Here is a 19,506-nt window from a genome sequence, read left to right on the forward strand (position 1 = left end):
CGGCAGGTCCGTGTCGTCGGCGCCACGCAGAAGAAGATGATCGCCGTCGCGATTCACCGCCACGGGGTATCGGGGACCACGACAACCTGGGCTGTGAGGCTGTCAGCGCCATGATCGCCCCCTCTGCTCGCTGAGCTGCGTCATGGCCCCGGGGCCCTCGGCAGGCATCGTGGGACTGGGGAACACGGTCACCGCCGCCGCCAACGGCTACGGGCGTTCCGCTTTCGCGGACACCACCACAACCGTCGCTAGTCCTCTGACCGCATAGGTTCGCGGGGTTGGAGCGGTGCTTCCCTTGCGCCGAGCGGGCGCTCAGGCGTTCAGGAACTCGCGCGCGAGGAGCCGTCGCGGGAGCGTAGAGGAGTCACCGGTGGTCAGATGAGCCTTGTCGTCGAGAGAGAACGAGCCTGCGTCGCTCCCGGTCGATCTCAGTGACGACGACCGTGACCTCGTCGCCGGCCTGGACGACATCTGACGGACTTTCCACAGGCGTCGCTGTGAGCTCTCGCAGGTGGACCAGTCCCTCGATCCCGTCGGTGACCTGGACGAAGGCGCCGAACGGGACCAGCTTGGTGACCCGTCCGTGCAGTTTCTGCCCCACCGCAGTGCGGTCGGCGAATGTTTGAAAGGGGTCTGGCTGTGTCGCCCGCAAGGACAGTCTGGCCTCCAGGTTCCATGTGTCGAACTGAAGGAACTCGGCTGAGACGCGCTGTCCGACCTGCACAACGTCGAAGGCGGATTCGATGCGCCGCCAGGGCAGTTCGGGGATCGTGATGAACCCAACGCCGGGGAAGACCGGGTGGTCGGGGCCGTCGTCCAGCGCCACGAACACGCCAAACCGCTCAATCGCCGTGACGGTGCCGGAAAGGATCTCGCCGCAGTGCAGTGATTCCAAGAACGCCCAGAGTTCTGGGTTCTCGGACGGTCCGCCCATCATGCTCCCAGCCTTTCATGAGGAGTTGCGCACTCGGCGGGAAGGGCGGTCACGCTGCAGTCTTGAGGGGACGGCCGCCCCAGCGGATGCCCTTCTCGCTTCGGATGCGGGCGCATTCCTTGCGTTCGGCGGCCAGGACGTCGCGGTGGCGGGCGTTGGCGTTGCGCCACCGCAGGTACGCGTGCAGGGCCCGGGTCTGGACGGTGTGGTTGGGGTGGTTGGAGTTGGCGATGGTGAACTGCCTCAGCGGTCCGAAGTGGGCCTCGATGGGGTTCGCCCACGAGGCGTAGGTCGGGGTGAAGCACAGCTCGACCTTGTGTTTCTTTGCCCAGCGGCGGATGTCGGCGCTCTTGTGGGCGGACAGGTTGTCCAGGATGACGTAGATCGGGGCGCCGTCGGGCCGGGCAGCGCGGATCGATTTCAGCCCGGCCAGCGTGTTCGCGGCCCCTTTCTTGCGGCGGTTGACGCCCCAGAGGGTGTCGTCGCCGACCGAGTAGCGGCCGTGGAAGTAGCGCACTCCGTGGGTGCGGTGGTAGGTGGCCGGTACTCGGTCGGGATGTTTGCGTTGCGCCCAGCCCGAGCCTGCGGTGGGACGGATTCCGAGCGGTCCGAACTCGTCGAAGGCGAACACCCGGTCGGGGAAGCGGTCAAGGACCTCCTCGATCCGGTCCAGCTTCGCCTCGCGGTCCGGGTCGGGGGATTCCTTCCATGTCTTGGTGCGCTGGAAGGTGACACCGCGGCGGGCGAGTAGGCTGCGTAACGCCTCGCGGCCGATGCGAATCACTCGGCCGTGGACTCTCCGCAGGTAGGCGACGAGTTTTGCGCAGTGACCAGCGGGTGAAGGGCTGTCCGAGCTTGGTGGGGCGGGTGATGGCCGTCTGGACGACGAAGTCCTCGTCGTCAGGTTTGAGCAGGCGGGGACGGCCTCCCGCCCACCGAGGGTCCAAGCAGGCCAGGCCGATCTCGTTGAACCGGTGGATCACATGGATCACACCGCGCACGGTGTCCTCGTCGGCCTGCACCAGCTGGGCGATCACCGGCACCCGATTCCCGCCGGCCGAGGCCAACAGCATCATCGCGCGCCGGTAGCGCACCGAGTTGGTGCTGCCACGACGCACGATCTGCTGCAGTTTTTGCCCCTCCTGGTCGGTCAGTCTGCGCACACGCACAGGCTCGGCCACCGCGCCTCCAGTGGTCGGATCGGATGTCACCCACATCCAACCGCCGCGACCACCGACCCGGCGAACCTATGCGGTCAGAGCAACTAGGGCGTCGGCAACTACGCCGACACGAAGTCGCCGGTAGAACACCGGCAGTGGAAACGGCAGCCACACCAGGACGGCTGCCGGGCACCGGCAGTGAGACGGCTTGCGGAGGGCAGTGGCCGAGGTGGCGCAGGCCCTCTTCGAGGGTGGCGTGGGCTCGGGGGCGATGCGGCTGGACGGGTGCAGTTCGGCACCTGACTCCGGCGCCCTCCGCCCGGAGAGGCGCGCCGCCGGATTACATGGGCCTGCGCCTCGGCGCGGGGCGTGCCGACGTCCTTCACGGCCCCGGATCCGACGAATGGAAGAGCGCAATGACAGAGCGCGACCCTCGCAACCGCACAGGCCGCAGCCCGCTACTTCGCGGGCTCGCCGCTGCCGTGCTAGCGGCCGGCATGCTGGTGGCCTCAGCGGGAGCCGGACACGGAACCGGCGCGGCCACTCCGGCGCCCGGCGCACAGTTCACGCCGTTGACGGCGGCCGTGATGACCCACCCGACGCCGTTCGTCGCCACGGACGGCAAGACGCACCTCTCGTACGAACTGCTCACCACGAGCTCACTGCCCAGCAGTACGCCGCTGCGGCTCGACCGTGTCGATGTCCGGGACGCCCGCACGCACCGGGTCATCGGCTCGCTGCGCGGGCGGGCGCTGGCCGAGGCCGCCAATCCGGTGGGCGACCCCCTGCCGGGTGCGGACGGGTACACCCCGGCGCCCCCGGCGCCGACGCCGACCGTCATCCAGGGCTCCCAGAAGTGGATCATCTGGCTCGACCTGGTCCTCGGTCGCGGTCAGCCGGTGCCCCAAGTCCTCGAACACCATCTCTCGGGTGCCGTCCTGGCCCCCTCCGGCCCCTCCTCCTTCGAGGAGACGGTGCAGGCCACGCGGACCGCCGATACCCCGCCGTTGAACCTGAGCCCGCCGGTCCGCCCCGGCACCTGGTACTCCAGCGAGTCGTGCTGCGGCAACACCCACCACCGGCGCGGCCTCGCCCCGGTCAACGGTCGCTTCGATGTGCCGCAGCGCTTCGGGATCGACTGGTACCGGGTCGGCGAGCGAGGGCAGGCGTGGGAAGGCGACCCCACACGGCTCTCCAGCTACCTGAGCTACCGTCATCCGGTAGTGGCCTCAGCCGGCGGCAGAGTGGTGGAAGTCCAGGACGGACTCCCGGACAACCCGCCGCCCATCACGCCGCCTGTCCCGCCGATCGAGAACACTGTCGGCAACCACGTCACCGTGCAAGTCGCGCCGGGCCGCTATCTGCTCTACGCCCACCTGAAGCCCGGCTCGCTCAGGGTCCGGGAGGGCGACCGCGTCGAAGCCGGCCAAGTCCTCGGGCTGATCGGCAACAGCGGCTACTCCAGCACGCCACACCTGCACTTCTCCGTGATGACCACACCCGAGTTCTTCCCGACCGACAGCCCGCCGTTCACCTTCCGGCACTTCCGCGTCCTCGGACAGGTCGAACCCCGGCTCTGGGACGACAACTTGGGTCGGCAGCCGACCGGCGTCCTGCCGATCACACGCTCGCCGTACGCGGGTCCTCACCGTGCACGGTATCCGCTCGACCGCGAGGTGCTGAGGTTCTGACCGGACTCCGGTCAGGCCGACGGCCGGGCGCGGCGTCAAGCATCAGCCGGTCGAAGGGGTGATCAGGCCCTGCCGTCCTCCCAGTCCCCTTTGTCCGGGGCACGGTCAGGTCCTCGGTCAGGTCCTCGTTGGGGCACCCACCATCGCATCCCCATCCACCGATGCCCCGGCTTCCGCAAGTCCATTGCAGAAGCCGGGGCATTGCGCCCCCGGTGCGCAGGGGACCAGGCACTTTCACGACATCGATGTGTGCAGTCGCGATGACGCCGCTCAGCCGACCCCCAAGTCGAGACGTCCCCAGCCTGGAGGACGCCTACCCAACCGCCGTCGGCGTTCCATCTCGGCACCGTGCCCAAAGCGTGCCCTTAAGAGCGGACAGCAACGGTCAACAGCGGTGCGAACCCGCTCTTGAGTAGTCGGCTATGAGCCACATAAGCACAGGTCACAAGCCATGTAGCCTTTCAAGCGCCGTCACTTCCCAAACTGAGGGCTTCGATGCCGCTGTTCCGGGGTGACCTGGGTCGCTCACCGGCAGCCACGCGGTCACCATCCCGGCCGTTCGGGGAATACGCAGGCGGTCTCGGGGGCGCACCCCACCCATCGGTGGCATCCCTTGATGGGACGAAAGGAAGACTTGATGCCGCTCTATCTATCAAGGTTCAGCTACACGCCGGAGACCTGGGCGAGACCCATCGGCCACCCCGAGGACCGCGCACATGCCGCTCAGTCGTACATCGAGTCCGTCGGCGGCAAGCTCCACGGCTTCTGGTACGCGTTCGGTACCCGCGACGGCTACAACCTCTGGGAAGCCCCCGACAATGTCTCCATGGCCGCGGTCGCCGTGGCGATCAGCGGAGGCGGCGCACTCAGCTCGTTCGAGACGACCGTGCTCCTCACCGTCGACGAAACCATGGATGCCCTGCGCAAAGCCGGGCAAGTCCAGTACCGAACTCCCGGCGCGTAGCGGTCCAGGCGGCACGCAGCTACCAGGTTCAGGCATCAGGCTGCACAGCAGCGAGGTACAGCAAGCACAGCAACGGTCCTCGTCGGGTAGCGGTCGTTGAAGCCCTCATAGCGTCCTGCCTGCCCGCAATCGACCGACCTCTGTAGGGCTATGGATCAGGAGGCTTCTGACATCCACGACTGACATCAACGACGCCTGACAGGGACACACACTCGCGGCTCCGTCCGGCCGTCGCATCAGCCGACGGCAGCAGCCGGAGCGAACTTGGATCGAACTCCTAAAGCGGTGTTCCCACAAGCCTCGTCCAGCCCCGTCCTCGAGCTGCGGAAGGGCGTTCAATAGCGGCCGAAGCTGCCGACTGCCGACAGGTCAGTAGCAGGGCAGCGCATCGATCGAGCCGGCGGCTGCAGGTCACGGCTGCGGGTGATCAGTGCAGGACGCACGAGGTTGTGTAGGCAGACGCTTCGGGCATGGATCTGGCCGGTGGCGCCCCGCGCCAAGGGGGCGAGGAACCACTTGCCGGGTGAGCAGTGCCAAGGAGGGGGTCGGATCGCCGAGGCTCGGAACGTCGCCGTTGCCTGCGGCCCGGATCGGTCCAGTGGTCATGCACGGAGGTAGGTGAGGACGGCGAGGACGCGGCGGTGTCCCTCGCCGTCGATGTGCAGGTCCAGTTTCTGCAGGATGTTGCTGACGTGCTTGTTCACCGCTGCCCCGGTGACGTACAGCTTGCCGGCGATCTCGTTGTTGCTACGGCCCTCGGCCATCAGAGCGAGAACCTCGCGCTCGCGTGGAGTGAGGCGCTGCAGGGGGTCGTGGCGGCGGTTGAGGAGTTGGCGGACCACTTCGGGGTCCACGACCGTCGCGCCCGCGGCGACCTGGGCGACCGCGTCGACGAACTCGCTGACGGCGCTGACCCGGTCCTTGAGGAGGTAGCCGATCCCGGCGTCGCTGCCCAGGTCGAGCAGGTGGGCGGCGTAGGACTGCTCGATGTACTGGCTGAGGACCAGGATCGGCAGGGTGGGGTGCTCCTGGCGTAGGGCCACGGCGGCGCGCAGGCCGTCGTCGGTGTTCTCCGGTGGCATGCGGACGTCGGTGACGACGATGTCGGGACGATGCTTTCGTACGGCGGTGATCAGGTCGCCCGCGTCGCCCACGGCGGCGAGCACCTGGTGGCCGAAGCGAGTGAGCACCCCGACGAGGCCGTCCCGCATCAGCGGGGAGTCCTCGGCGACTACGACGGTCAGCGGCATGGCAGCTCCACGTGCAGCAGCGTAGGCCCGCCGTTCGGGCTGGAGATCCGGAGTCGGCCATCCGCAGCGGCGACGCGGTCGGCCAGGCCGGTCAGGCCGGTTCCCCCCTCCGGTGTGGCGCCGCCGACGCCGTTGTCTCCGACGGACAGCGTGAGCAGGTCGGTGTGCAGGCGGGCGTGCACCTCCACCCGCGTCGCCTCGCTGTGCTTGGTGGCATTCGTCAGCGCTTCGGCGATCACGAAGTACGCCGTGGTCTCAGCGGAGATGGGCACACGGTGGGGCAGGCTGATGTCGACCGTCACCGGCAGAACCGAGCGGCCCGCGAGGTTTTCGACCGCCGCGGCCAGGCCGTGATCGGTGAGGGCCTTCGGGTGCACGCCACGACTGAGTTCACGCAACTCGTCGACGGCGAGGGCGACTTGCTCCTGGGCCTTTTCAAGTTGCCCGACCAGAGCGGAGTCCGGCTCGGCGTCGAGGCGGGCCAGCCCGAGCATCACGTTGAGGGAGACCAACCGCTGCTGCGCCCCGTCGTGCAGATCCCGCTCGATACGGCGGCGTTCCGCGTCGAAGGCGTCGACCAGACGGGCTCTGGAGGCCCGCACGTCGGTGAGCCGACGGCCGAGTTCGCTGTCGCGCGGGGCCAGCATGAGGCGCGTGATCGCAGCCCTGGCGCCCGCCCATGCGGTGATGGTGTACGGCGCGGCGGCGAGCAGGCAGAGTCCGACGAACACCAGTGGCCAGGCGCCGGGATCGTCCAGGGGCGACATCATCACCAGTACGGGGACGGCCAGGGCGAAGCCCAGGACGAGGAGATCCATCCACCACAGTGCGGTCACGGACACGGCCGTGAAGCCGAGTTCGCGCCAGGTCGCCGGCTCCCGCAGCCGGGTCCGAAGCCAACCGACGAGTCCCGGGCGCTCAGCGGCCCGGTGCGGGTCCGGCACCGGGTCCAGGTCCACCAACCGCAGACGCCACCGTTCGAGGCGCGTGACCACGACGCCGGACAGTGCGACGCCGAGAAGAATCACCGCCCCCACCAGTACGACCAGCGAGACGATCCCCGCGACCAGCGCTGCCACCAGAACGGCACTGGTGACCGCACCGAAGACGACGCCGGACAGCAGATAGGCGAGGGACCTCCAGGGCCAGCTGGAACCGAGCACTTTCAGCGGGTTCTGGCCGAGCGCCTGCCAGGCGGTTCGATGTCGCATCCTTCGACCGTAGCGAGCTCAGGATCTTGAAGCAGTAGTGCCCGCACTACCTTGCGACTCCCGTGCACGCCAGTGCGTCGGCGGGGGACGGACCGGTGCACTGTCCCCATGAAGCTGTTCACCGTCAGCACCCGCCTCCGTCGTGGATTGGCTGCCCTCACGGTCGCGCTCGGTCTCGCCGTGGCGGCCGTGCCCACCTCCACGGCCGCGCAGTCCACCGCCACCTTGAATCCGGCCTCGATCGACCGTTTCGTGCACGACTACCTGCAGCAGACCCGCCTGCCGGGTGCGGTGGTCGCCGTGACCAAGGGTGACCGGGTCGTGCACACCGCGGGGTACGGGCACACCGCGTCCGGCCAGGCCATGACACCGAGGACGCGTCTGCCCGTGGCGTCGCTGTCGAAGTCCATGACCGCGCTCGCCGTCATGCAGCTGGTCGAGACGGGCAAGGTCGACCTCGATCAGCCCGTGCACCGCTACCTGCCCGAATTCACCATGGCCGACCGTCGCTTCGAGGAGATCACCGTCCGGCAGCTGCTGACCCAGACCTCCGGCATGGCCGACTCCGCTTACCCGGATCTGACCCGCGCCCAACCGCACACCCTTGAACAGGCGGTCGCCGCGATGCGCCAGGCGCACCTCGCCTCCACGCCGGGTTCCAAGTACAGCTACCACAACCCCAATTACTTTGTTGCGGCTCGGCTGGTCGAGGTCGTGAGCGGCCGCCCCTTCGCCGACTACATGTCCGCCCATCTCTTCGAACCGCTGCGGATGACGCGCACCACCTCCGTCAACTCCACCACCGAGATGCCCGACCAGGCGCGCGGGTATGTCCGCGCCTACGGCGGGACGTTCGCCCGGCCACACCCTCGCTGGTTCGCCGCGGGCGGACACGGTGTCGTGACCACCGCCGACGACTTCGCCCAGTGGCTGATCGCCCAGAACCACCAGGGCGTGTCCGCCAACGGTCGACGTATCGCCACCGCGCAGACCATCAAGCTCACGCACACCCCGCCGACGGCGCCGAAGGACAGCGACTACGCAATGGGCTGGCGGGTGACCCCGGCCGAGGAAGGGCGCCCTGACGGGCCCCAGGAGATCCAGCACACGGGACAGCTTCTGACCCACAACTCGATGGCGGTTCTACTGCCCGACAGCGAGATCGGGATCGCAGTCGTCACCAACACCGGCCTGATTGCCGGAGACGACGCCCCTCAGATCGCGCAGGGTCTCATCGACCTGGCCCAGGGCACAAGCCCCGAGGTGGCCAAGCCCTTTTCGATGACAGCCGACTGGGTTCTGGCGGCCTTCACACTGCTGGCGGTGGGCCTCGGCATCCGCGGCGTGCTCCGCGCAGGACGCTGGGCGCGGCACACCGTACGGCGACGCTGGTGGAGTGTGGCGCTACGACTGCTGCCCCACGCCCTTCCGATCCTCTTCCTGGTGCAACTCGCCTCGCTCCTGGGCCTGCTGATGAACCGCTCCGGAACCCTTGTCCAGACCGCCTACGCCTGGCCCGCCCTGGTCATCTTCGCGGGCGCCGGCGCACTCGCCTCCACCGCGGTCGTCACCGCACGGGCCCTCGCTCTGCTTCGGCACCGCATCGGCCATCGCGCCCGGCACGAAGCGCCTAGTGCAAAGGACGAGTACCAGACCACCCAGCCCGGCTGACAGAACGAGGAGGAAGAGCGGTCAACCGGGCCACGTGCCGGTCAGGCGTCGGGTCGCGACGGCCCCTCCCCGGTCGACTGCTGCTTTCACGCCCGCGAATATCGCGCCTTGGAGCACCGCTGCCGACAGGATCTCGCGCCATGTGCGCTCCTCGTCGGTGGCATCAGGGGCGTCCTCGTCGTGACCGAGCTTTTTCCAGACCTGTTTGAAGACTCCGCCGGCCACGACACCGCTGACGGCTCCGAGGGCCAGACCGATCGGTTTGTAGGCGACCTTCGAGGCTTTCATCGCTGCCTCCTGACACGCCGTACGAGCAGCAGCGCGAGCAGCGCGCCACCCGCGGCGATCAGCGGTGTCCGGTTGGCGCGCGCCAACCGCCTGCCCTGGTCGGCCTTCTCACGCACCGGCTCCGGAGCCTTCTCACGGGCCAGCTCTGCGGCGTGCGCAGCCGTGTCACGGACCTGCCCGGTGGCAGCGGCGGCCTTGGTGCGTACCGGCTCAGGGGTCCTGTCCTGCACCGCGTGAGCGGCGTGCGTCGCCTTGTCCCGCAGCTGAGTCCGGAGGTGGCCGGCCTGCTCGGTGACCTGCTGCCTGACGGCCGTCGTCTTCTCCTGGGCTCGGGTCTTCACATCGGCCTTCGCCGCGAGCGCTTCCACGGTCTCGCCGAGCTCCTCGCGCGTGGCCTCGACCTGCTCGCGCATTTGCTCGGGGGTCGGTGTTGTGTCATCACCGGTGCGCTGCTTGTCCTGGGTCATCGCTGCGCCTTCTCCTTGATCTCGACCACATCAGCCCTGACGCTGTCCAGCGTCTGCTCGGGTTTCGGCGGGGTCGCCTTGCGGATCTGCTGCTTGCCGAAAGCGGCCATCAGGGCGGTAATGACGGCCAGCGCGCCGGTGACGATCAGTGCCGCCACCCACACGTCCAGGGTCAGGGCCAGCGCGGCGATCACAGTGGCCACGAGCGCCTGCAGGGTGAGGACACCCACCAGGCCGGCGCCGCCGAACAGTCCGCCGCCCTTGCCGAACCTCTTGCCCTTCTCGGTCATCTCCGCCTGCGCCAGCCGCATTTCGTCGCGCACCAGCTGCGACAGTTGCTGCGACGCACGCTGAACCAGGTCACCGACCGGTTCCTGCGCCTTGTCGCCGGTGCGGGTGGAACCGTCCGCTGTCATGAGTCCTCACCATTCCTTCGTCGGTGTTGAGGGGATTGACGGGATTGACGGGATGTTCGGTGGCATTCGCGAACGATCCGCTCGCCGAGAACGACCAGCAGCGATCTCTCCTTCCCACGTCGGATTCCCTATCCGGAACCCGGGTCTCAGCACTCGGGTCTCAGGACCGGGTCCGAGGGCTCGGGTCTCAGGACTTCGGGTCCAGGTCCCGGCCCCAAGTACCCCATGACGGCTCATCACCACCGTCAGAGCACCCGTCTCCCCAGCAGATGCGGTGCAGCCCGTACGAGGGCGGCCGCAGCAAGACCGAGCACTGCGCCGGCGGCCACGTCAGAGGGGTAGTGGGCACCGCTGTGCACCCGCTCCCCCGCCACCAGCACCGCCCACGCCCCGCAGACGACTCCGGCGGCGGGCCAACCCGGCGCCACGGCGCCTGGGAAGGCGAAGGCCGCGACCGTGTGCCTGAGGGGAAGGCCGAACTGTGCCCACACCGGCCCTCGGGCGATCGCCTTCCTGGCCAGTCGGCGGTCCCCTTCACGCAGACTCGCTATCGTGCCCATGCCCAGTCGACTTTCCGTCCGCAGTCCTGGCGGACCTGACCCGTCCATACGTCGGCCTCAGGTGGCGCTGAGCCGCTGAGTCGCTGCGAGGCGCCCTGGAACGAAGCCGGAACGCGAGCGGTGTTCCCGTGCCCTCAGGACTCAAGACGGCGACGGTCCTCCTCGTCCCACTTCTTGGTGTCACGCGGCTCGACGTAGGGCTCCTCGTCGGCAGGATGTCCGCCTGCGACGGCGCGCTGGCGTGCCAACTCCGCGTCAAACTCCAGACCGAGCAGGATCGCCAGGTTGGTGATCCACAGCCACACCAGGAAAATGATCACGCCGGCGAAGGTGCCGTAGGTCTTGTTGTAGGAAGCGAAGTTCGCCACGTACAAGGCGAATCCCGCCGAGGCGATCAGCCAGATCACCAACGCCAGGAAACTGCCCGGCGTGATCCAGCGGAAGCCACGGACCTTGGCGTTCGGCGTCGCCCAGTACAGGATCGCGATCATGATCGTGACCAGAACCACCAGCACCGGCCACTTCGCGATCGCCCACACCGTCAAAGCCGTGTCGCCGACGCCGAGCGTCTCGCCCACCTGTTGAGCCAGCCCGCCCGTGAAAACGACGATCACTGCGCTGACCACGGCCAGGACCATCAGGACGACGGTCACGCCGACGCGGACCGGCAGCACCTTCCACACCGAGCGGCCCTCGGGAACGTCGTAGACAGCGTTCGCGGTCCGGATGAACGCGGCGACATAGCCGGAGGCCGACCACACCGCCAACACCAGTCCCACGATCGCCATGATCGAGCCGATCCCGGCCTTGCCCTGCATCTGCTGTACCGCGCTGCGCAGGACGTCCTGGGCCGCACCCGGGGCGAGCTTCTGGATGTTGTCCAGCACCTGCTGCGTCGCCGACTGCCCGACGACCCCGAGCAACGAGATCAGCGCCAGCAGCGCCGGGAACATCGCCAGGATCGAGTAGTACGTCAACGCCGCAGCCCGGTCGGTGAGCTCGTCCTTCTTGAACTCCTTCAGGGTGCCTTTCAGTGCCGTCCCCCAGGAGCGCTTGGGCAGATCCGTCGGAGTGTCCGGCGCCCGCTGCTCCACCTTCTCGTCCGGCCCGGCCTCGGGTTCGTCCACGGCCTGCTCGTTCCGAGCAACCGCTGCGCGCCCGCCGTGCCTACCATTCAGTTTCAACGTCCGTACCATTCCGGCCGGGTAACCGACTCGCGTCGACCTATGCCCGCATAAGCGACAAAACGGTCTGCGTTGTCGATTCGCCGTGCCGACGGACGTGAGCATCGGTGTCCACGGAGGCGCGCAGACCACGACGCGCCCGGTCGGCCGGACGCCGGCCCGGCCGAACCCTCATCACAGCATCGGGCCGATCGACCGAGTGAGGGAACGCCGGGGGCGCTGACCACTCGCATAGGGTCCCCCATCCAAAAGGCGCTCTGACCTGGGCAGAGCCGCGTGGCGATCACTTGGCGGGATGCGCGGCCGAGGGAGCCGCGGCAGTGTGCCTGATCAGCACACTTGATCACGGCAGAGCACGAAGATGATCCGGCGCTCGCAACTGCACTGAGGAGAAATGAGACGACATGTCCACCATACGGCCCACCGTTTGACATGCCTCAGGGGCACTACAAGCGTTGCCGAGGACAAGCGATGGAGGACTCTATCGCGCAGCCAAAAGGGGAGGCTGAGTCAAGATGTCGAGCACCCTGACAGCCAAGCGGCTGGGAGCTGCACTCGCCGCGGCCGCCGCAGCGTTCGCGCTGGGTATCGGCGGGGCAGGTGTCGCTGACGCCAAGATCCAGCCGGTTGACACCCAGTGCACCAATAACGGCGGTCAGCAGCCGGGCGGCCAGCAGCCGAGCTGCACGGGTGGCGGGCTCACGCAGGAGAGCGAGAACCAGAACCCGGCCGGCCACGCCCCGCGCGGTCAGAACTGAGATCACACGACAGAGGAGGGGAATACCCTCCGTGGCAGCGGGTCTCGACGACCCGCTGCTTCTTTTTACGCGCCTGAAGCTCGCTGAGGGGGCACATCGGCGGCATCATCCTCCTCCTCAACCCACCTCTCGCCCCCACTCCCCTCCCGTCCGCCGTCGACCCACACACCGTGGAACGGACGTAGTTCCTGGCGTCCAGGTGGGGCGCGCCGCTGTACGAAGGCCGAGCAGGATCTCCTCCCCTCCTGGAAGTCACCCGAACCGGTGACGATAGGCGCTCGCAGAGCGGGTACGCGATGGCATGCGCAGACAGCCAGCAGTACCACTCGTCGACAGTCACCCCGTCCAGGAACCGGCACGCGCCCTCATCGATGACATCGTGATCGCCGTGCGTACCGGGGACGACACCGTGATCCCGGGACTCCTGACGCGGCTGGCGCCTCTCGCCGACACCACCGCCCTGCTCCTGCTGCGATACCGCCTCGGACTGACTCCGGACCTGCGCGAGGCCGCGCCTTCCGATCCGGAGACCGAATAGCCTCGCAGCGGCGTTGCTCGCGATTTTCAACGGCACAGGTCACGGCGGAGAGGTGACCGACGGCAGGGTCGGCGACCCCCTCGCACACCGAATCCGCGTCGGCCACACTGAACCCATGGAATACGTCGGCCGGGTGCCCGCCCCGCCGCTCGACCGCTTCATCGACGACATCTACTGCCTGACGGGTGTGCCGCGCCACCGGCGGATGAACGTCCCGCCAATGCCGTCGGCACATCTGTTCCTCAATCTGGGTGACCCTGTCCGCCTGTGGGATTCGATCCCTTCGGTGCCGCCGGCCGTCTTCACCGACGGGTGGTTCATGGGTGTATGGACCAGGCGTTTCGTCGTCGAGTACCCCGCATGTGTGCGCGTCGTCGGCGTGCATTTCAAGCCCTGGGGGATATCGCCGTTCGTCGAGATGCCGGCGACCGAGCTGCGGGACCGATGGGTGCCGGTCGACGCCGTCTGGCGAGGGTCGGTGGATCGGATCCGAAATCAGGTCGGCGGCATCGCATCGGCCGATGAAATGCTGCAGGCATTGGAAGAGGAGCTGCGAGCGCGGCTCCCCGACGCACCGGCTCGCGGTCTCGATCTGGTCCAGTACACAGGTGGGCGTTTGGAGACCACCTACGGCGCGGTCCCGGTCGGTGCGCTGACCGATGCCGCCGGAGTGAGTGGCAATCACCTGGCCACGCAGTTCAAGTCTCACGTCGGGGTCACCCCGAAACGCGTGGCACGGATCTACCGCTTCGCACGCCTGATCCTTTCCGTGGACGCCCCGCACCCGGTCGACTGGGCCGGCCTCGCGCAAACGGCGGGCTACTTCGACCAGGCCCACTTCACCAGGGAATTCAAGGACTTCACCGGCCACACCCCCACGCAATACCTGGCTCTGCGGCGCCGATTCCCCGCCGATCCGGGGTTCCCGCCGGACAGCGGTCCGATGCCCGCCGATTGATTTTTTACAAGCCCGATCGCCGTTGCGACGGCACGATCCGGGAGTAACCGCGCGAGAAGACTCGAGGAGAACCCGTGAGCACCGTGATCATGCACAGCGTCGTATCGGTGGACGGCTTCATCGCCGACGAGAACGACCAGGTCGGGCCACTCCACGACTGGTACTTCAACGGTGACACTCCGATCACCGAAGACATGAGCCAGAAATACGATCATTCAGGCGCTCAAAGCGGCTTCAAAGTCTCGAGTGCCTCGGCGGAGTATGTCCGGCCGATGTGGAAGGCGATCGGCGCCATTGTGATGGGCCGCAATCTGTTCGACCTGGTGAACGGTTGGGAGGGTCAGCCACCCGCGGGCGACCACGTGGTTGTGGTGTCCCACCGGCCCAAGCCCGAGGGCTGGCATCCCGAGGCGTCGTACCACTTCGTCGATGACGTGACAGCTGCGATCGCCCAAGCCCAGAAGCTCGCCGGGGACCGAACCGTCGGCGTGAATGCCGGTGACGTGGGCGGACAGATCTTCGCGGCCGGTCTCGTGGACGAGGTGGCGATGGACGTGGTGCCGGTGGTGTTCGGGGCGGGTAAACGCTATTTCGGCGGCATCGACGGGCAGCAGCTGCTGGAGGATCCCCACGTGGTCCTCCAGGGCGACGGAGTCCTTCACCTGAGGTTCAAGGTGCGCCGCTAGAGATCCTTCATCTCCGCTTGTGTTCACGGCCGTTGGAGGTCGAACCGGGTCACTTGTGTCATGAGGCCCGGCGGAAGACCGCGGCGGGGCCGATGACGCGGGCACCGAACTTGTCCCGGACGCGGTCGGCGACTTCCTCGGCCACCAGCCGGGCTTCGCGGGCGTCGTCGAGGGTGATCTGCTGGGCGACCTGGTCGGCGCCGATGAGGTCCTCTCCCTTCAGCGTCAGCGCCGTCAGACGGCCGCGTTGGAGACCGGCGGCGTCCATCATCCGGTAGGCGACCAGGCGCAGGTCGTCGTCGTGTGCGGACGGCTCGGCGAGGCGGCGGGTCTTCTCCCACGTGCCGCCGCCGGCGAAGGCCAGCTTCAGGGTCAGGGCGCGAGCCGCCTGGTCGCGGCCGCGGAGCAGCAGCCCGAGCCGGACCACGACTTCGAGCAGGGCCGCTCGGGCCTCGGCACCGTCCAGGGTGTGCCGGGGGAAGGTGTGGCGGACGGTCGCGGCGGCGGGCAGGTCCCGCGGGACGACGGGGCGGGGGTCGATGCCGCGGGCCCGGTCGACGGCCGTGCGGCCGGCGCGCCCGCCCAGCAGGCGCTGCACGGTCGCGGGCGGGACAGCCGCGAGCAGGCCCACGCTGTGGATGCCGTAGTCGGTCAGGACCGCGGTCTGGGCGTGCCCGATGCCGTGCAGGGCGTCGACCGGCAGGGCGCTCAGCCAGGCCGTGACCTGGTCGGGGGCGATGGCAAGGACGCCGCCGGGCTCCTCGACCTGGGCGGAGGCCGTTGCCGCGACCGTGATCGACGTTCCGATGCCGATCCGTACGTCGACCCCGAGGCGGGAGAGGGTGCGTACCCGCAGCATCTCCCCCAGGTGTCGGGCGTCGGTGCCGTGGTAGCGCAACGCGCCCTTCAGCTCCACCAGCGCGGCGCTCGGTGGCAGGGCCTGCACGACCGGTGAAAGCTCCGCGAGCAGGTCGAGGACCTGTCGGTAGGTCTCCTCTGGCAGCCGGTCCGGGCAGCGCACATGCATCACCGTGGCCCTCTGGCGCACAGGCATGTCCTCGGTCATCAGCCTCACCTCCCACACCCCACATTATCGAACGATAATTCGAACACGCGAGGGAGGTGGGCGTAGATCACGGCGCTGGTTCACATCTCACTGGGGGCGACAGGTGGGCCGCAGCTTGGCCTCCCGGGGCATCCACGTCACGACCGGCTGCGCGGTCGCGATCACGCCGCGGGCGCGGTGACCTGCGGTGACGGGCCATGACGCGGTCCTGGCATGTCCAGCAGCGCCGCCTACCCCGGCTTCCGGACTCCGGATCCCGCACTCCCCTGCGCACCGCGCGCCGTCACGTGGAGTTCGGTCGCCGCGGTGCTCCAGGGTCTGCGCATACGCCGAGTTCGCTTCCGTCGCCGCAGTGCGGCGTATGCAGCGTCAGCGTCGACGGCCGCCCACTGCGGGAGCCGTACGCGCACTGGCTGGCGGAGCAGGCGGGTCTCACGGTCATCGGGTCCGGGCAGCGGTGCTGCAGCCCTCGATCGAGCGACCCGATCGGGGCCAGTGGTGCTGGTTGGGCCCGTGAGGTGCGGGCACTCGGCTCGGGGCCGACGGACAAAACCGGACGAGGCACCTGGAGGTCTCCGTGGCCGTTCGTCATCGTCTGATACACGCCAGCCCCAGCACCGTATGGGCCGTCCTCGCCGACGGCCGGCGGTATGCGCAGTGGGTGGTGGGAACCTCGCGGTCCCGCCCGGCGCGCGGGCAATGGCCGCACCTCGACTCGGCGATCCGTTACGAAGTGCGGATCGGTCCGTTCCAGCTGGTCAACGAGACGGTCGTGCGCCGCCATGAGGAAGGCGTCTGCCTGGAGCTGGAGGCCCATGCCGGCGCGCTGGGCACGGCACGGATCTTCATCGAGTTGCGGCCGTGGGGCGAGCAGTGCCTGGTGATCGTGGACGAACACCCCCTCCAGGGGGCGGGCGGCCGACTGCACAACGTCGGTTTCGAACCGCTGATCCACCTGCGCCACCGCGCCATGCTCGCCCGCCTCGCCCGGCTGTGTGAGAACGAGGAGCAGGGCGAGAGGTCGGCGGTCGCGGATGCCGTGCGGCGCGCGGAGGGAGCCGGCCATGCCTGACGCCGTGGTGATCGGCGCCGGCCCCAACGGCCTGGTGGCCGCCAACCTGCTCGCGGACGCCGGATGGAGCGTCGACGTACTGGAGGAACAGCCGGAACCGGGCGGCGCCGTGCGCCACGACCGCGGTGTCGACCCTGCCTTCGTCAACGACCTCTTCAGCTCCTTCTACCCGCTCGCGGCCGCCTCGCCGGTCCTGGCGGCGCTGCGCCTGTCCGACCACGGGCTGCGGTGGAGCCACGCGCCCAGCGTGCTGGCACACCCCCTGACCGACGGCAGTTGTGCCGTGCTGGACCGGGACGTCGACATCACCGCGGCCTCCCTCGACGCCTTCGCACCGGGCGACGGAGCCGCCTGGCGTCGGCTCCACGGCCTGTGGCAGCGCCTGCACCCGGACCTGCTGAACTCCCTGTTCACCCCGTTCCCGCCGGTCCGCTCGGCGGCGCGGCTGCTCTTCCGGCTGCGGGCCGCGGGCGGACTGCGCATGGCTCGCTCCCTTGTGCTACCGGTGCGCCGACTGGGAGAGGAGGAGTTCCGCGGCCAGGGCGGACGCCTGCTGCTGGCCGGGAACGCCCTGCATGCCGACCTCGCCCCCGAGGCGGCGGGCAGCGGCGGCTTCGGCTGGCTGATGTCCATGCTGGGGCAGACGTACGGCTTCCCGGTCCCCGTCGGCGGCTCCGGGGCACTGACCCAGGCACTGGCCCTGCGCCTGAGGACGCGGGGCGGGCACATTCGCTGCGGGCAGCGCGTCGAGCGGATCGACGTCCGCGGCGGGCGGGCTGTCGGTGTGAGGACAGCGGCCGGCGACACGGTGCGGGCCCGCCGGGCGGTCCTGGCCGACGTGTCCGTGCCCGCCCTGTACGGCGAACTCCTCGACCGGGAGCACGTGCCGGCCCAGTTCCTGGACGATCTGCGCCGCTTCCAGTGGGACTTCGCCACCTTCAAGGTGGACTGGGCGCTCGACGGCCCGGTGCCCTGGCAGGCGGACCAGGCCTCGCGGGCGGGGACCGTGCACCTCGCCGACGGCATGGACGAACTCACGCGCTTCGCCGCGCAGATCGCGATGCGGCAGGTGCCGGATCGCCCGTTCCTGCTGTTCGGCCAGATGACCACCGCCGACACCACCCGCTCCCCGCTGGGCACGGAGTCGGCGTGGGCCTACACCCACGTGCCCCGGGAGACCGCCGCCGACGCCGCGGAAGAGGGCATCACCGGCCGCTGGGACACCAGGGACCAGGAAGTCATGGCCGACCGGGTCGAGCGTCAGGTGGAACGCTTCGCCCCCGGCTTCCGCTCGCTGATCCGCGCCCGCCGCGTCCTGGCACCCCCCACCCTCGAAGCGCTCGACGCCAATCTGTGCGGCGGTGCCATCAACGGGGGCACGACCGCCATCCACCAGCAACTCGTCTTCCGCCCCGTGCCCGGCACCGGACGCCCGGAGACTCCCGTACCGGGTCTCTTCCTGGCTTCCGCAGGGGCCCACCCGGGCGGCGGCGTGCACGGCGCGCCGGGCGCCAACGCCGCACGAGCCGCGTTGCACCGTCACCGGCCTCCGGGCCTCGCCCGCGCCCAGCAGCTCCTGACCCACCGCGACCGCACCGGAGCCAGGCGGTGACGACCCAGACAACGCACCCGGGCAGGGACGGCCCGCGCAATCGCCGACACAGTCGGAGCGACCCGCAACCGAACAGCACCCTCACAGGGAAGTGACTGACAGGACGGCCGCTCGAACCGGAAGGAAGGGGCAGCAGGTGCGTATCAGTCCGCTGGCCGACCGTACGGTCGTCGTCACCGGGGCCGCCCGCGGCCTGGGCGCGGCGCTGGCCCACGAAATCGCCCGACGGGGCGCCCGAGTGGCCCTGCTCGGCCACGAGCGTGCCGCCCTGGAGGCGGTGGCCGCATCCCTGCCGGGCCCGGCTCTGGCCGTCGAGGTCGACGTCACCGACCCCACCGCACTGGACACCGCGGCCCGTACGGTGCGGGCAGAACTGGGCAGGCCCTCCGCGGTGGTGGCGAACGCGGGCATCGCGGAAGGCGGCCCGTTCCTCATCTCGGACCCGGCCTCCTGGAGCCGCGTCATCGACGTCAACCTCACCGGCAGCGCCCACACGGCCCGCGCCTTCCTCCCGGACCTCCTCGACACCGCCGGGTACTTCCTCCAGATCGCCTCGCTGGCGTCGATCGGGGCCTCCCCCTTGATGAGCGCCTACTGCGCCTCCAAGGCGGGCGTGGAGTCCTTCGCGCACGCGATGCGGGCAGAGGTGGCGCATCGAGGGGTCGGCGTGGGCATCGCCTACATCAACTGGACGGACACCGACATGATCCGCGACGCCGACCAGTACCCGGTCCTGCGCGAACTGCGCGCCCACATGCCCCCGCCGGCGCGTCGGGTGTACCCGGTGGACACGGTTGCCGCCCGCCTGGTGCGGGGCCTGGAGTGCCGTCGTACGGCCGTGTACGCCCCGGCGTGGCTGCGTCTGATCCAGCCGGTGCGCGCGGCTCTGCCATCCGTGGTGCTGCGCGTGTCACGCCGCGCACTCCCTCGCATGGAGGCCCAGCAGGCATGCCAGTACACCGGACCACTCGGCGCCGGTGGCCTGGCCGACCGTGCGGCATCCGCCGGCAATCGGTGAAG

General features: G+C 69.2%; 19 protein-coding genes and 1 pseudogene. 10 read left to right on the forward strand and 10 right to left on the reverse strand.

Translation table 11 applies throughout. From position 1 onward, the window contains the following. Window positions 1-364: 364 nt before the first annotated feature. Together ACGFW6_RS06925 and ACGFW6_RS06930 are read right to left on the reverse strand one after the other, a co-directional pair. Window positions 365-937 (reverse strand): S1 RNA-binding domain-containing protein, encoded by a 573-nt coding sequence (locus ACGFW6_RS06925; RefSeq protein ID WP_393505464.1) that lies wholly within the window; start codon window positions 935-937, stop codon window positions 365-367. Window positions 938-983: 46 nt separating this feature from the next. Then, window positions 984-2,115 (reverse strand): annotated as a pseudogene (locus ACGFW6_RS06930) (IS630 family transposase). A 395-nt stretch (window positions 2,116-2,510) separates the two neighbouring features. Here ACGFW6_RS06930 and ACGFW6_RS06935 point away from each other — a divergent pair. Both ACGFW6_RS06935 and ACGFW6_RS06940 read left to right on the forward strand, forming a co-directional pair. Beyond that, the gene (locus ACGFW6_RS06935; RefSeq protein ID WP_393505466.1) at window positions 2,511-3,785 is read left to right on the forward strand and encodes a M23 family metallopeptidase; all 1,275 of its coding nucleotides are present in this window, start codon (window positions 2,511-2,513) and stop codon (window positions 3,783-3,785) included. Between the two features lie 637 nt (window positions 3,786-4,422). Then, the gene (locus ACGFW6_RS06940) at window positions 4,423-4,749 is read left to right on the forward strand and encodes a GYD domain-containing protein (RefSeq protein ID WP_393506944.1); all 327 of its coding nucleotides are present in this window, start codon (window positions 4,423-4,425) and stop codon (window positions 4,747-4,749) included. 602 nt (window positions 4,750-5,351) lie between these two features. On the opposite strand, the gene ACGFW6_RS06945 is transcribed toward ACGFW6_RS06940, so the two are convergent. After that, window positions 5,352-5,999: a response regulator gene (locus tag ACGFW6_RS06945; RefSeq protein ID WP_393505468.1), complete on the reverse strand. Its 648-nt coding sequence runs from the start codon at window positions 5,997-5,999 to the stop codon at window positions 5,352-5,354. Next, on the reverse strand, window positions 5,990-7,210 hold the full coding sequence (locus ACGFW6_RS06950) for a sensor histidine kinase (RefSeq protein ID WP_393505470.1): 1,221 nt from the start codon (window positions 7,208-7,210) through the stop codon (window positions 5,990-5,992). The genes ACGFW6_RS06945 and ACGFW6_RS06950 overlap by 10 nt, the downstream gene beginning before the upstream one ends. A 108-nt stretch (window positions 7,211-7,318) precedes the next feature. Between ACGFW6_RS06950 and ACGFW6_RS06955 the strand changes: the two genes are divergently transcribed. Then, the gene (locus tag ACGFW6_RS06955; protein ID WP_393505472.1) at window positions 7,319-8,881 is read left to right on the forward strand and encodes a serine hydrolase domain-containing protein; all 1,563 of its coding nucleotides are present in this window, start codon (window positions 7,319-7,321) and stop codon (window positions 8,879-8,881) included. Between the two features lie 21 nt (window positions 8,882-8,902). Here the strand turns inward: ACGFW6_RS06955 and ACGFW6_RS06960 are convergent, their stop codons facing one another. The 5 genes from ACGFW6_RS06960 to ACGFW6_RS06980 all read right to left on the reverse strand — a co-directional run bounded on the left by ACGFW6_RS06960 (window position 8,903) and on the right by ACGFW6_RS06980 (window position 11,808). Beyond that, window positions 8,903-9,169, reverse strand: coding sequence for a DUF4235 domain-containing protein (locus ACGFW6_RS06960; RefSeq protein WP_393505473.1), 267 nt, complete (start codon window positions 9,167-9,169; stop codon window positions 8,903-8,905). Next, the gene (locus tag ACGFW6_RS06965; RefSeq protein WP_393505475.1) at window positions 9,166-9,636 is read right to left on the reverse strand and encodes a DUF3618 domain-containing protein; all 471 of its coding nucleotides are present in this window, start codon (window positions 9,634-9,636) and stop codon (window positions 9,166-9,168) included. Before ACGFW6_RS06965 ends, ACGFW6_RS06960 begins: the two co-directional genes overlap by 4 nt. Beyond that, window positions 9,633-10,052, reverse strand: coding sequence for a phage holin family protein (locus tag ACGFW6_RS06970; protein ID WP_393505477.1), 420 nt, complete (start codon window positions 10,050-10,052; stop codon window positions 9,633-9,635). The genes ACGFW6_RS06965 and ACGFW6_RS06970 overlap by 4 nt, the downstream gene beginning before the upstream one ends. A gap of 245 nt (window positions 10,053-10,297) precedes the next feature. After that, the gene (locus ACGFW6_RS06975; protein ID WP_393505479.1) at window positions 10,298-10,612 is read right to left on the reverse strand and encodes a phosphatase PAP2 family protein; all 315 of its coding nucleotides are present in this window, start codon (window positions 10,610-10,612) and stop codon (window positions 10,298-10,300) included. 134 nt (window positions 10,613-10,746) lie between these two features. Then, entirely contained in the window at window positions 10,747-11,808 is a 1,062-nt protein-coding gene (locus ACGFW6_RS06980) for a YihY/virulence factor BrkB family protein (protein ID WP_393505481.1), read from the reverse strand. Window positions 11,809-12,311: 503 nt separating this feature from the next. On the opposite strand from ACGFW6_RS06980, the gene ACGFW6_RS06985 reads away from it, so the two are divergent. The 4 genes from ACGFW6_RS06985 to ACGFW6_RS07000 all read left to right on the forward strand — a co-directional run bounded on the left by ACGFW6_RS06985 (window position 12,312) and on the right by ACGFW6_RS07000 (window position 14,736). Further along, entirely contained in the window at window positions 12,312-12,554 is a 243-nt protein-coding gene (locus ACGFW6_RS06985) for a hypothetical protein (RefSeq protein WP_393505483.1), read from the forward strand. 301 nt (window positions 12,555-12,855) lie between these two features. Then, the gene (locus tag ACGFW6_RS06990; RefSeq protein ID WP_393505485.1) at window positions 12,856-13,092 is read left to right on the forward strand and encodes a hypothetical protein; all 237 of its coding nucleotides are present in this window, start codon (window positions 12,856-12,858) and stop codon (window positions 13,090-13,092) included. A gap of 115 nt (window positions 13,093-13,207) precedes the next feature. Next, window positions 13,208-14,050: a helix-turn-helix domain-containing protein gene (locus ACGFW6_RS06995; RefSeq protein WP_393505487.1), complete on the forward strand. Its 843-nt coding sequence runs from the start codon at window positions 13,208-13,210 to the stop codon at window positions 14,048-14,050. Window positions 14,051-14,124: 74 nt separating this feature from the next. Then, a complete protein-coding gene (locus ACGFW6_RS07000; protein WP_393505489.1) occupies window positions 14,125-14,736 on the forward strand; it encodes a dihydrofolate reductase family protein in 612 nt (203 codons plus the stop codon). Window positions 14,737-14,794: 58 nt separating this feature from the next. On the opposite strand, the gene ACGFW6_RS07005 is transcribed toward ACGFW6_RS07000, so the two are convergent. After that, complete coding sequence (locus ACGFW6_RS07005; protein WP_393505491.1) at window positions 14,795-15,802, reverse strand: hypothetical protein; 1,008 nt, start codon at window positions 15,800-15,802, stop codon at window positions 14,795-14,797. Window positions 15,803-16,379: 577 nt separating this feature from the next. Between ACGFW6_RS07005 and ACGFW6_RS07010 the strand changes: the two genes are divergently transcribed. From ACGFW6_RS07010 to ACGFW6_RS07020, 3 genes are all read left to right on the forward strand, one after another. Beyond that, window positions 16,380-16,874 carry an SRPBCC family protein gene (locus ACGFW6_RS07010; RefSeq protein ID WP_393505493.1) on the forward strand — a complete coding sequence of 165 codons (495 nt, stop codon included), beginning with the start codon at window positions 16,380-16,382 and terminating at the stop codon, window positions 16,872-16,874. Beyond that, complete coding sequence (locus ACGFW6_RS07015; protein WP_393505495.1) at window positions 16,867-18,486, forward strand: phytoene desaturase family protein; 1,620 nt, start codon at window positions 16,867-16,869, stop codon at window positions 18,484-18,486. The genes ACGFW6_RS07010 and ACGFW6_RS07015 overlap by 8 nt, the downstream gene beginning before the upstream one ends. A gap of 136 nt (window positions 18,487-18,622) precedes the next feature. Further along, window positions 18,623-19,504, forward strand: a complete 882-nt coding sequence (locus ACGFW6_RS07020; RefSeq protein ID WP_393505497.1) for an SDR family oxidoreductase — start codon at window positions 18,623-18,625, stop codon at window positions 19,502-19,504. The last annotated feature ends 2 nt before the right edge of the window (window positions 19,505-19,506 follow it).

Origin of the sequence: Streptomyces sp. Y7 (assembly GCF_043195415.1) — a bacterium.
GTDB lineage: Bacteria > Actinomycetota > Actinomycetes > Streptomycetales > Streptomycetaceae > Streptomyces.

Coding starts and splice junctions, on each gene's coding strand:
- ACGFW6_RS06925 (WP_393505464.1), bottom strand. CDS start 937: ATGATGGGCGGACCGTCCGAGAACCCAGAACTCTGGGCGTTCTTGGAA.
- ACGFW6_RS06935 (WP_393505466.1), top strand. CDS start 2,511: ATGACAGAGCGCGACCCTCGCAACCGCACAGGCCGCAGCCCGCTACTT.
- ACGFW6_RS06940 (WP_393506944.1), top strand. CDS start 4,423: ATGCCGCTCTATCTATCAAGGTTCAGCTACACGCCGGAGACCTGGGCG.
- ACGFW6_RS06945 (WP_393505468.1), bottom strand. CDS start 5,999: ATGCCGCTGACCGTCGTAGTCGCCGAGGACTCCCCGCTGATGCGGGAC.
- ACGFW6_RS06950 (WP_393505470.1), bottom strand. CDS start 7,210: ATGCGACATCGAACCGCCTGGCAGGCGCTCGGCCAGAACCCGCTGAAA.
- ACGFW6_RS06955 (WP_393505472.1), top strand. CDS start 7,319: ATGAAGCTGTTCACCGTCAGCACCCGCCTCCGTCGTGGATTGGCTGCC.
- ACGFW6_RS06960 (WP_393505473.1), bottom strand. CDS start 9,169: ATGAAAGCCTCGAAGGTCGCCTACAAACCGATCGGTCTGGCCCTCGGA.
- ACGFW6_RS06965 (WP_393505475.1), bottom strand. CDS start 9,636: ATGACCCAGGACAAGCAGCGCACCGGTGATGACACAACACCGACCCCC.
- ACGFW6_RS06970 (WP_393505477.1), bottom strand. CDS start 10,052: ATGACAGCGGACGGTTCCACCCGCACCGGCGACAAGGCGCAGGAACCG.
- ACGFW6_RS06975 (WP_393505479.1), bottom strand. CDS start 10,612: ATGGGCACGATAGCGAGTCTGCGTGAAGGGGACCGCCGACTGGCCAGG.
- ACGFW6_RS06980 (WP_393505481.1), bottom strand. CDS start 11,808: ATGGTACGGACGTTGAAACTGAATGGTAGGCACGGCGGGCGCGCAGCG.
- ACGFW6_RS06985 (WP_393505483.1), top strand. CDS start 12,312: ATGTCGAGCACCCTGACAGCCAAGCGGCTGGGAGCTGCACTCGCCGCG.
- ACGFW6_RS06990 (WP_393505485.1), top strand. CDS start 12,856: ATGCGCAGACAGCCAGCAGTACCACTCGTCGACAGTCACCCCGTCCAG.
- ACGFW6_RS06995 (WP_393505487.1), top strand. CDS start 13,208: ATGGAATACGTCGGCCGGGTGCCCGCCCCGCCGCTCGACCGCTTCATC.
- ACGFW6_RS07005 (WP_393505491.1), bottom strand. CDS start 15,802: ATGACCGAGGACATGCCTGTGCGCCAGAGGGCCACGGTGATGCATGTG.
- ACGFW6_RS07015 (WP_393505495.1), top strand. CDS start 16,867: ATGCCTGACGCCGTGGTGATCGGCGCCGGCCCCAACGGCCTGGTGGCC.